Origin of the sequence: Cohnella sp. SGD-V74, assembly GCF_003001675.1 — a bacterium.
In the GTDB taxonomy this organism is placed as follows: Bacteria; Bacillota; Bacilli; order Paenibacillales; family Paenibacillaceae; genus Cohnella.
Genome location: NZ_PVYW01000012.1, coordinates 253,453 through 265,008 on the forward strand (window position 1 = coordinate 253,453; position 11,556 = coordinate 265,008).

Here is an 11,556-nt window from a genome sequence, read left to right on the forward strand (position 1 = left end):
AGGAAATGAGAGCGATCGTCGTAGACGACGAACAACTGAACGTCGAGCATATCGAGAGACTGCTCGACCATGCGGGAATTGAAGTGGCGGGCCGATGCACGAATCCTTACGAAGCGCTCGGGATGGCCGAGGCGCTGCAGCCCGACGTGCTCTTCCTCGATATCGAGATGCCGGAGCTGAGCGGGCTGGAGATCGCGGAGCGGGTGTATGCGGCCAAGCTCAATGTGGAGATCGTCTTCATTACCGCCCATAATCAATACGCCATCGACGCTTTCCGGGTCAATGCGCTCGATTATTTGCTCAAACCGGTCATGGAGGAAGATTTGCAGCGCTCGTTGGAGCGGGTGGCGAAGAGACGTCACCTTCATGGGGCGGCCGCCGGCATCGGCGGCAAAAGGCAAGTGACGGTATCCTTGTTCGGCAAGCTGTCCGTTCATATCGGGGACAGCCCCGAGCCGGTCCGCTGGGTGACGTCCAAGTGCGCAGAGCTGTTCGCTTATATGCTGTTGCAGCCGAGAGAGAAGGAAGTAACCAAATGGGAGCTGTTCGAGGCGCTCTGGGCGGACAAAAATGCGGAGAAGGCGGACATCAACTTGCGCAGCACGGTAAGCAGAATCAATAAGACGTTAAGGGACCGCCAAGCGGGCATGGCGCTGTCGTCGGTCAAAAACGGGTATCGCCTGAGCCTGGCGGACGATGAACTGAAGGTGGACGCGCACCGGCTGGAGCGATTCGTAGTCGATTCCGCCGAGGTCGATGCCAATAATTGCGAACGGTGCGAGCAGCAGCTGTCCGACTGCAACCAGCCGCTGCTGCAGGAGTTCGACGGCCAATGGTGCGAGGCATACCGAACGCAGTACCGTCAATATTACTTGCGCCTGGGAAGGCGGCTGCTCTCGTACTTCGAGTGTGCGGAGACGGAGCCTCGCCGGACGCTGCAGCTTGCGGACATGCTGGTCGGCCATGATCCTTATGACGATTTCCTGCGCGCGACGGCGCTCAGGCTCCATTATCGAACAGGCGGCCGCAAGCGGGCGGAAGCTTATTTCGGGGAATACGCCGAGCTGCTGAAGACAGAATTGGGAGCGAAGCCGAGCGAGGAGATCTCGGCTTTGTTTCAGGCGTTGGTCATGACGAACACGCTGCCGTAAGTTCCTTTGAAGGAAGGCTCCCCGAACGCCTCGACCCAGCCGTCATACAGCTTCCAGGACGTATCGCGGCGGACGATGACGTAGTCCGGCTTGTCATAGGAGACGATTTCCGGCAAGTAGACCGAGAAGCCGTGCATCGATCGCTCGAACGCGGTCCAGCCGAGCGTTCCTTTGGAGTCGGCGGTAATAAAGGGGTCCTGTCTGCCGTCGGTCAAAATATCGCCGCCCCTGAACATGACGTAACCGGAAGTGCCGTAGGTGGACAGCACCTTCGGCCGATGACCTTCCGGGGTGCGCGCCATAATATAGCTCATCTCGTCGACCGGATAATCCTTCGCGTTCACCGGCGGCGTCTTAATGAATACGATAGCGCTGTTGACGGCCAGCCCGGCCATCAGGCAGATCAGGACGGCAGACATGCGCAGTTGCGGACGCCATTCCCGCAACCGCGGCACAGCGTCCAGGGCGGCTGCGGCGAAATAAGGGATGAGCAGCCACATGAACAGGTTCTGTTTGAAATTCGCGACGCCCAAGTACAAGATGCCCGCAGCCAGGAAGAATCGGAACGGCTTGCCTCGCACCGCGTAAGGCAGCGTCAATACGAAAAACAGGAGCAGCAGCATAATCGGCAAGTTATCCAGCTTGTTGAACGCAATCGGGTGCCATTCGTTGATGAGCATATTGAAATCGTTCTTCGTCACGGTCAGAATGAAGAACAGGCTTTGCAAGCCGCCCGGATTCAACAGCCCGACGAGCCAGACGCCCAGAAAAGCACAGATCCGCGGCTTATTCAACTCCCTGTTTAGCAGCGATTCCAATAGCGCCATGCCCGTGAATGCGGCAACGACAAGCCAGACCCCCGTATGCACATTCGCAACGAGCAGCGACAGTCCGATCAGGGCGGCGGCAGGCTTCCAACCCGCTCTCAGTTGGAATTCACGCAAATACACGACAAACCAGACGATCAGCCCGGCTGAGATCATCTGCGGCCTGATTTTGAAATAACCGTAATAAATCCAGACGGCTGCCAGCAGCGCGATCAAGAGCAACAGCGGATGATCTTCCTCCATGCCCAGCTCCTTGCGCGACACGCGGGCAAGGCGAAGAAGGCCAGGGATGAGCGGCAGCAGACTGAGCGCGGTCAGCAAATAAGCGCCAGGCCAACCGAACGCTTGATAGAACAAGGCCAATATGATCTGGAAGCCGAACTCGTGAGGAATGTAAGGCAGCTTGTCTTCATAGAACGTGTGGATAGCATGATGGAGCACCTGCTTGTGCTCGAGCATGTAGCTTCCCAATTCGATATGCCAGAACGTATCCGGATCGTTGAAGGCATATTTGGGCAGCATGAGCAGCACGGCGGCGATGACGACGATGCCGAAGACAATCGGAAGTTTAGATGATTTCATGAATTGCGCGCCTCTTGTATCCTTTATTTTCCTTAATCTATCTGTTTATTAAATCATAATTTGAGAGTAAAAAGAAATGCTGCGTCGATACGATCGTTTTGAATTGGACGCGTGTTGCGGTCGAACACCGCAATTAAAGATAACAAATGGGAGCCAAGGCGCGGGAGATATCCGCGTCTTTTTTGCATTCAGAGGAAATCGGCTGATTCGCCTAATTCAGATCAACTACTTCATCTGTCGTAGTAATTGTGTTATACTATGATTACTACGACAGATGAAGTAATCAAGAGGGGATGCCGGTTGTGATCAGCAGTGATGTGATTCGGGGCTACAACGATACGATGATTCTCTACATGCTGCTGGATGGAGAGTCCTACGGATACGAGATCTCCAAGAATATCAGGCAGTTGACGCAAGAGAAGTATGTCATGAAGGAGACGACATTGTATTCGGCTTTCACCCGGCTGGAGAAGAACGGATACATTGAATCGTTCTATCGGGACGAGAGCTTCGGCAAGCGGCGCACGTATTACCGGATTACCCCGCTGGGTCTTGCCTATTACAAGGAGAAATGCGAGGAATGGAAAGTCACGCAGCAGGTTGTTAATCAATTTATTAGGGAGTGGTAACGGAGCATGGAGACGATCAGCGTATATTTGGACAATATGTTTGCCGGTCTGCCGAGGAACCCGGAGCTGGAGCGATTGAAGCGGGAGCTTCTGTCCGGGATGGAAGAGAAATATTTGGAGCTGAAGCGGGAGGGGAAGTCGGAGAACGAGGCGATCGGCATCGTGATTTCCGAATTCGGCAATATCGAGGAGCTGACGGCCGAGCTTGGCATCGGACCGGCCGGAACGAAGCAGGCTGTGCCCGTGCTGTCGGAGGAAGAGGCTTACCTCTATATGGCTGCCAAGCGCAGCTCCGGATTATGGACCGGTCTCGGCATTCTTCTAGCCGCTTGCGGGGTAGCGCTGTTTCTCGTTCTGGATACGATATTCGAAAACCATTCTCTATTTTCGGATAACGGATCGGGTACGATGCTGGGGTTGATCGGTATGTTCACGTTGTTCGCTGCGGCGGTCGGAATGTTCATTCACAGCGGAATGAAGCTTGGCCGCTTCAAGAACCTGGAGCAAGTCTTCCGTCTGCCCTATGCTCTCAAGACGACTTTCCAGCGCGGTCAATTCCATTATGCCCGGACTTTCCGTCTGGCGCTGATCACGGGCGTCTGTCTGTGCGTGCTGTCGCCGATTTTCATCTTCGCCACGATCTATGTCAATGACGACCTCGTTCCTTACGGAGTCTCGGCCTTTCTGGTAAGCGCGGCAGCGGCGGTGTTTCTGTTCATCTATTACGGAAACATCCAGGGAGCGTATACGAAGCTGCTGAAAGAGCCGGACCTGACTCCGGAGAAGAAGGAAGAGGAGCGGATCGCAGCAGCGGTGAACGCGGTGGTGTGGCCTCTGGCGACAGCCCTGTTCCTGTTCACAGGCTTCGTCTATCATCGCTGGGACATCAATTGGGTCATCTTTCCCATTGCCGGCGTTCTGACAGGCATGTCCAACGTCTTTCATATTGTGAAACGCAAAAATGTTTCTTGATTAGTGAACTGCCTGAACCGGCTCGTTTGTCTGAGATACTCAGGGTTTGTGGTATAATGGGATTAAAGCGTTGGCGATTCCGAATGACGAGGCGGTGAACATGATGAGTGTAAACCGGGAAGAATTGAAGCAACTGATCGATCAAATTCCCGAACAAGATGCGCTTGCGGAGGATGCCGATCTCATAAGGCAAGTTGAGCAAAGTCGCGAAGATCGTGAAAATCAACGCATATACGGCAAAGAAGCCGGACTTGATTATCTTCGCAACAAGGTTAAGGAATTCGAACATGGACAGGACATATAGTGTTTTTGGACACAAACGTAGGTCGCTAACGATATACGGTCTCCTTTTTTCGGATTCTGGGCCGCTTCGACAGTCGAAGTAGACCAGTAACGAATAATAAAAAGCTTGTAAAATAAATATCTTCGTGCAGAATTAAAGAGTGATACTACATTCAAGGAGTGGGGATTTGAGAAAGCAAAAGCCAATGTCGTTCGATGAACTGTTGAAGGATTTGCAAGGCCAGAAGACCATTCAGGAAGATCCGAACCATATCTCGTTGGGCAAGCTGTTCAATGAAGCGTTCGTAAGCAGGCATTCCAGCTCTGCGAGTTTTGACGAGCTTATGGAGAAGGGCAATTTCCAAGCTAAGACTTGGGAGGATATAGACAATATCCTTGAGGAGCTGTTGGATCGCCATATCGCCAGGGAGACGGATTTTGCGAATTGGAAGTCCATGCTGGACACGGCGACCAAGGAATACAACGATAAAGCTGGAAAATAAGCTTGTGCTTGCTGCAGCAAGCACAAAAACACCTTATTCCGCCGCCAAGACGCCGGAATAAGGTGTTTTTGACGTTAAGCCGCTTAGTCCGCTCGGAACAGCTCGGGGAAAGCCTCTCCCGCGAACAGATCGCCGTCGCCGCCGCCCAGCAGGCCCACGTTCATGTGGCCGTCGCCGCGCGTGCCGGCTTTGTAGCGGGTATCTCCCGTCATCAGATGGACGGCCAGCGAACGGCGCGGCCGCGAGGTCGTATTCGGACCGCTGCCGTGGATGGCGAGGGCGTGATGGAAGCTCACTTGGCCGGCCTTCATGACCATCGGTACGGGCTCGAACGAAGCGTCCTCGGGGAGGTTCATGCCCTGCCGCTGCTTCTCCATATCCTGCTCGAAGAAATCGTTCACGTTGAGCAGCCCCCATTGGTGGCTTCGGGGAACGACCTGCATGCAGCCGTTGTCCAGATTGACGTCGTCGAAGGCGACCCAGGCGGTGACGAGCGTCGGCTCAGCCGCGCACTGCCAGTAGGCGTAGTCCTGGTGCCAGCCGACGTTGCCGCCTGATCTTCGATCGGGATTGCCCGGCTTGAACAGCAACTGATCGTGCCACAGGCGAATGGAGCTGGCTCCCATCAGACGGCAAGCGATCTCGCCGATGACGGGATCGGTGGCCAGCGAGCGGAGCTCTGCATCGGCCCAGTGGGAATTGTCGGTTTTGCGCAGCCCATTGCCCTTCTCGGGCGTCCAATACCCGTCGAACGGTGCTCGCCCCGTCTCGAATTGCCCCTCGTATACTCGTTCCATATGCTCGCGCAGTCGTTCCAATCGAGCCTCGTCGATGAGCTGCGGCGCTACCCAGTACCCATTCTGTTTGAAAAAAGCGATGTCTGCCTCCGTTGGCAGCAAGTTGTTCCGATCCGACATTTCCGTTCCTCCCGCTTCGCTGATGGCCGCACGATTTCCTCATGCGTTGCCTTCATCATAAGCGAGTATTCGGCGTTCGGCTTTGTCCGGCTTCAACCGGAAGTTAACGTTTTTCGTCATTCGACGATAGAGGATGCCGATAGGCGTAAGGCGAAATTCCCGTCTGACGCTTGAAGAACACGCTGAAGGCATGGAGCGACGAGAAGCCTAATCGCTCCGCGATCGACGTGATCGTCTCGCCGGTTTCCGCCAGCCAATATTTGGCCCGATCGGTGCACAGCATGCGGATGTACTTCCCGAGCGGAATGCCGAACGAGCGCTTGAACTCCCGCTCCAGATGCGTCCGGCTGAGATGCTGTCTCTTCGCCAAATCCAAGGCGTTGATGCCGATGCTCGCATGCTCGTGAAGATAGTGGAGCAACTCCTTCATCGCCGGAGCGAGCGGACCGTCCTCCGGAGCTCCGTCCGGCAGGGCCGCCTCGCGATAAAGCCGGATGACGCGAACGAGCAATTGCTGGAACAGGCTTTCCGCCATCAGAGCCGAATGCGGGCCGGGGTTCTCGATCTCGGCGAAGACGGCATCGAACAGCCGCTTCACATCGCCGCTCGTATCCCTCACCGTGCGGGCTCGCCCAAGCCGGTAAAAATCCGCTTCAAGCTTCTGCCGATTCGTCAGCCGGAAGCCGGTGTAGTACAGGCGGTAAGCTTCTCCCAAGGACGCGCCCTGATGGCCCTCTCCCGGCTTCGTCAGAAACAAATCCCCTTCGCGCACGCGATACATATCCCCGTCGATCGAGAACCAGCCCTGTCCTTCGTCTACGTAGCACAGCTCGAAATGCTCGTGCATATGCCTTTCCACCTGCCAGGCGCTCAGCATCTGGATACCGATGTACGAGAGGTTGTCGAAGTCGTGTTGAAAAGGAAGCTCCTCCCGCAGCTCCGAAGAACCTCTGTAGCGGTTCCGCGAAGCGGGAGGCGGAGTTTTATGCGCGGTCATCCCGATCGTCTCCTTGCCTTCGTTATTTAAGAGGCGAGTTCATAAGGGTTCCTTAACTTTCCTGTGCTCTCCGGCAAACTTCGATGCATCTCCATATTGTGCTCGTCCTTCTTCCAATGTTACAGTATCGTCAGTCGAGCGCTAGAAAAATTGCGGAAAAGAGAGAGGAATCGTATGCCTCTGGTTTATTACGTGCAGACCTCCATCACTGGAATAGCTATTTTGCTGATTATATCTTTTCATATGATGGCGCGCGATGTCCACAAGACCACTTCACGGAAGATTTTTTGGGGACTCATCGTATCCAATATGCTTTTGCTGTTGACGGAAATGCTGCTTAACATCTTCACCGGTGTGGATACGCCCGAAGCGCGGTTGCTGCTGCCTGCGGTTGTTTTTATCATGTATGTGCTCAATCCGCTGCCGGAGGCGCTGTGGGTCGTCTATTTGTATGCGATTATTCAGAGAAACCGGCCGAAGAAAAACATAGTGCTCAATCTCCTCGTTGCTCTGCCGGTGGCGCTTAATGCCGTCTTTTCCGTCGCAAGTCTATTCGGGGACGGGGAGTTTCTGTTCGGTATAGATGGCAACAACGTCTATCATCGGGGGCCGTACTTCTGGCTGATGCTTGCCATGTGTTATATCTATTTGATCTATAATATCGTGCTTATGATCGTCAAGCGCAAACAGATCCTCAGGCATGAATTTTGGGTATCGCTTTGCGTTGCGCTGCTTCCCGTTCTCGGAGGCGCTGTGCAAAGTTTATTTTTCGGCGCCAGCCTGACGTGGCTTTGTCTGTCTTTCGCGCTCTTGATCGCTTATGCAAACTTGCAGAGCGGGCAAGTCTACAGAGAGCTTCGGGCGTTGGACAAGCTTAAGGACGAATTTCTGGCCAATACTTCTCATGAACTGCATACGCCGTTGAACGGGATCATTAATATTACGAATTCGGTCCTGGAGAGCGACAGGGGCGGGCTGACGCTGGCGCAGCGGCAGAATCTTCAGGTGGTGGCTTCGACGGCGCGCAGGATGTACAGCCTAATCAACGATATTTCGGATACGTCCAGTATTAAAAACGGGGAACTCAGGTTGAACAAGCGAATGGTGGACCTTCGGTCGATCGCCGATGGAACGCTGTATATGATCAGCAGGCTTAAAGGGAGTAAGGAAATTGAGTTTATCAACAGCATTCCGGCAGAGGTGCCGCCCCTCTACGCGGATGAAGAACGCTTATACCAAATCTTTTACAACCTGATCGGCAATGCGCTCAAATTTACGCAGCAAGGAACAATCGAAGTTGGCGCGGTTGTCCGTCAGAAACAGGCGGAAATCTGGGTGGAGGATACGGGTTGTGGAATTTCCTCGGACAATCTGAACGATATTTTTAAGCCGTTTTATCGCGAGAATACGGAAAATGGAGATACGAGAGGCACTGGGCTGGGACTTTATATTACTAAAAGTTTGATTGAGCGCCACGGCGGGGAGATTCGGGCCGTATCCGAAGAAGGCAGAGGCAGCCGCTTTACCTTCACGCTGCCCTTAAGCGCGGAGCCAAGAAAGGATATTCCTTTAAGAAAAGCCGTAACTATTGCCAGGGAAAGTGCCAGGGCTCCCCTATGGGAAACCAATCGAAGCAAGAGCGCGAGAAAATACTCCATTCTCGTTGCAGACGACGATCCGGCCAGTCTGACGGCGCTGTTTAATATTTTGGATCACGAGGGCTATTACGTCAAAGGAGTGACCAACGGAGCGGAGGTTCTGCTGGAACTTGACAGACACAGCGAATATAATCTTGTCATTATGGACATGGTGATGCCCAAGCTCTCAGGCTACGAGGCGCTGAAAAAAATCCGGCAGCGGTTTATGCCGTTGGATATGCCGGTGCTCCTGCTGACGGCCAAGGCGCGGCCGGAGTATTTGGAAGCCGGCTTTGAGGCGGGAGCCAACGATTATTTGCCGAAGCCCTTTGAGGCGTTGGAGCTCAAGGCGCGGGTGAAGACGCTTGTGCAATTAAAGGATCTGGTGAGCACCCGGATGGAAGCGGAGCTTTCCTTCTTGCAGGCGCAGATCAAGCCTCATTTTCTGTATAACTCCTTGAGCGTGATCGCAGCACTCAGCACGAAGGAGCCGCAGCGCGCCGAGGAGCTGCTGTACGACTTGTCCGATTATTTAAGAGGCAGCTTCAACTTTGAGAACTATAACGGCGTAGTGCCGTTGTCCAACGAGCTGGATACGGTTCGGGCGTATATATCGATCGAGAAAGAACGCTTCAGAGGAAAACTGCAGGTCAAATACGAGATAGATGAGAGCGTTGGGATTGCGGTTCCCATTCTTTTCATCCAGCCTCTGGTCGAAAACGCCATACGCCACGGAGTGTCCAAAAAGCCGGAAGGCGGTACGGTAAGACTGAGTATTAAGCGGGACGGCGGTCATACGGTAATTACCGTCGAAGATGATGGCGTGGGCATCCCCGCGCAGAAATTGGACGGGCTGCTGGAGGAGAAGGGGGTAAAATCCGGAGTCGGACTGAGCAATATTCAGCGCAGAATGATACTCAATTACGGGCACGGATTGAACATTCAGAGCGCAGAAGGTCGGGGGACAATCGTAACCATGGTCATTCCCGATCAGATGAGGTGAGGTGACAAGACAAGCATGCTGAGAATCGTATTGGTGGATGACGAACCGATTATACTGGAGAAGCTGAAAACGATGCTGGAGGAAAACGAGCAGGCCCACATCGTCGGCGCCTATACAGACCCGATGGAAGCGTTAAAGGAGATGCCTTCCGTCAGGCCGGATTGCGCGTTTTTGGATATCGAGATGCCCGGAATCAGCGGGATAGAGCTGGCGGAGAAGCTTGCCGCTTCGATTCCGGAGCTTGAGGTGGTTTTTGCCACGGCCTACAATCATTATGCGGCTCAGGCATTTGACGTTAACGCGATAGACTATATGCTGAAGCCGATTCGTCCGGAGAGGCTCAATAAAGCGTTGGACAAGCTGCTGGCCAGGAACGCCGGCAGGAAGACAATCCAGGAGGCCCACTGCAGCATCAGGTGCTTCGGAGCCTTCGAGGTCATCGTCGGGAGCCGTGTGCTGAAGTGGGGCCGTTCCAAATCCAAGGAGCTTCTGGCGTTTCTTCTGCAGCATGAAGGCAAATGGCTGACCAAGTACAAGCTCTGCGACGAGCTGTGGCCGGATTATTTGCCGGAGCGGGCACTGGCCTATCTTCAAATCTGTGTGCATGCTTTAAGAAAAGGGTTGAGAGAAGCGGGATGCTCGCAGCTTGAGATTCAATATTCCGATGATCGCTATTCTCTGAGAACGATAGACGTCGACTGGGATGTTCGAGCGTTCGAGGCCGAATACGAAATTTTCAACCGGACGGGCTCGGTCAGAGCGGCCAAACAAGCGCTAAGCCGTTACAGAGGCGAGTATTTGGAGGGAGAGGACTGGCCGTGGTCGGAGCTGCTGCGCGAAGATTATATTTGCAGACAGGAGAGGATTACAGAGGTGCTTAACAGATAAGAGAGGAGCGGAGAATAAGGGTCTGGAGTATGACGGAAGACGACGATCGTTGTCGTTTTCCGTCTTTTTGTGTAAGTGGATTGTAAGCGGTTCTTAGTATATTGGACATAATCTGCAATTGAGAGAGGTTGGAATTATGACAACGTTGAAAAAAGGAAGACGCTTATCGGCACTGCTGCTGTCATTCGCAATGCTGTTGACGCTGTTGCCGACGGCGGCGTTGGCGGAGCCTGTCAACAAGCCTGTCTTGACAGCAACGGCGAATAACGAGAAGAACTATGTCGAATTGTCGTGGACGTCAACGATGCCGTCCTCGCATTTTATGATTTACCAGAAGGATGACGACGGGACAGACGAGTACCAGACCATTCCGGCAAAATCGGATGTCAAAGTGCTGAATGTGTTTCCGGATGTTACCGGTTCCGACAAACTCAAAGAGTGGATGGAAACGACAGTCGAAGGCGAAACCTACACAATGGGCAGTCCGATCATCGATGGCGTGCAGCACACGATGACGGTGGACAAGGTTTCTCTTACAGACTTCAACAACGCTCCGGACGTATATTTGCAAAATGAAGATGGAACCTACAGCTATGACGTGGTCTATTTCGGGGCATGGGATTCAAATAATTATTTGGATTTATCCGATGAAGGATACGCGGCTGCCCGCAGCTTTATAGATTACGGAGGCGGTATGCTGCTGGGGCATGACACCGTTGCGAATCTCGCTCCTCCCGGGCATCCTAACTTCATGAAGTTCCAGACGGATTTGAATCTGCAAGCCCATCCGTGGAACGGCAACGATTACGGGGGGAACTTTGTCGTCGTCTACAAGAAAGGGTTGTTGACGAATTTTCCTTATTCCTTGGGGGATGTAGGCAGTGTTCTTATAGTACCGGGCTCTCATAACTTCTATCAATATGCTTCCGGGGACATCTGGTTCCGGTATGGCGATGCAAGCGGCAACGCCGCTGTTGCCACCCACAACTTCTATCTCACCACATGGAATAACAGCGCGATGATCCAGACCGGACACTCAGGCGGCGATTCCTCCATTGACGAGCAGAAGATTCGTAAGCGTCAAACCCTACCCACCTTCGTTCTTTGCAGCAACCATGAGATAATCCTCCTCAGAATCAATTCGGGGGAGGATATTTTATGGCCAGAG

General features: G+C 53.5%; 10 protein-coding genes and 1 pseudogene. 8 read left to right on the forward strand and 3 right to left on the reverse strand.

Features of this window, described 5'->3' with window-relative positions:
- Positions 1-5: 5 nt before the first annotated feature.
- Positions 6-1,151 (forward strand): response regulator, encoded by a 1,146-nt coding sequence (locus B0G52_RS19370; RefSeq protein WP_094047019.1) that lies wholly within the window; start codon positions 6-8, stop codon positions 1,149-1,151.
- Here the strand turns inward: B0G52_RS19370 and B0G52_RS19375 are convergent.
- Complete coding sequence (locus tag B0G52_RS19375) at positions 1,118-2,560, reverse strand: hypothetical protein (RefSeq protein ID WP_094047020.1); 1,443 nt, start codon at positions 2,558-2,560, stop codon at positions 1,118-1,120. The genes B0G52_RS19370 and B0G52_RS19375 overlap by 34 nt on opposite strands.
- A gap of 302 nt (positions 2,561-2,862) precedes the next feature.
- On the opposite strand from B0G52_RS19375, the gene B0G52_RS19380 reads away from it, so the two are divergent.
- From B0G52_RS19380 to B0G52_RS19395, 4 genes are all read left to right on the forward strand, one after another.
- On the forward strand, positions 2,863-3,189 hold the full coding sequence (locus tag B0G52_RS19380) for a PadR family transcriptional regulator (protein ID WP_094047048.1): 327 nt from the start codon (positions 2,863-2,865) through the stop codon (positions 3,187-3,189).
- A gap of 6 nt (positions 3,190-3,195) precedes the next feature.
- Entirely contained in the window at positions 3,196-4,161 is a 966-nt protein-coding gene (locus B0G52_RS19385; RefSeq protein ID WP_094047021.1) for a permease prefix domain 1-containing protein, read from the forward strand.
- 70 nt (positions 4,162-4,231) lie between these two features.
- A complete protein-coding gene (locus B0G52_RS19390; protein WP_233162823.1) occupies positions 4,232-4,465 on the forward strand; it encodes a hypothetical protein in 234 nt (77 codons plus the stop codon).
- A 184-nt stretch (positions 4,466-4,649) separates the two neighbouring features.
- Positions 4,650-4,946: a hypothetical protein gene (locus B0G52_RS19395; protein WP_094047022.1), complete on the forward strand. Its 297-nt coding sequence runs from the start codon at positions 4,650-4,652 to the stop codon at positions 4,944-4,946.
- An 83-nt stretch (positions 4,947-5,029) separates the two neighbouring features.
- Here the strand turns inward: B0G52_RS19395 and B0G52_RS19400 are convergent, their stop codons facing one another.
- Both B0G52_RS19400 and B0G52_RS19405 read right to left on the reverse strand, forming a co-directional pair.
- A complete protein-coding gene (locus tag B0G52_RS19400) occupies positions 5,030-5,863 on the reverse strand; it encodes a phytanoyl-CoA dioxygenase family protein (protein ID WP_094047023.1) in 834 nt (277 codons plus the stop codon).
- Positions 5,864-5,966: 103 nt separating this feature from the next.
- The gene (locus tag B0G52_RS19405) at positions 5,967-6,860 is read right to left on the reverse strand and encodes a helix-turn-helix transcriptional regulator (RefSeq protein ID WP_094047024.1); all 894 of its coding nucleotides are present in this window, start codon (positions 6,858-6,860) and stop codon (positions 5,967-5,969) included.
- A 309-nt stretch (positions 6,861-7,169) separates the two neighbouring features.
- On the opposite strand from B0G52_RS19405, the gene B0G52_RS19410 reads away from it, so the two are divergent.
- The 3 genes and pseudogenes from B0G52_RS19410 to B0G52_RS19420 all read left to right on the forward strand — a co-directional run.
- A complete protein-coding gene (locus tag B0G52_RS19410; RefSeq protein WP_369827089.1) occupies positions 7,170-9,500 on the forward strand; it encodes an ATP-binding protein in 2,331 nt (776 codons plus the stop codon).
- A gap of 15 nt (positions 9,501-9,515) precedes the next feature.
- Complete coding sequence (locus B0G52_RS19415; protein WP_094047026.1) at positions 9,516-10,388, forward strand: response regulator; 873 nt, start codon at positions 9,516-9,518, stop codon at positions 10,386-10,388.
- Between the two features lie 136 nt (positions 10,389-10,524).
- Positions 10,525-11,556, forward strand: a pseudogene (locus B0G52_RS19420) (hypothetical protein); the annotation flags it as partial.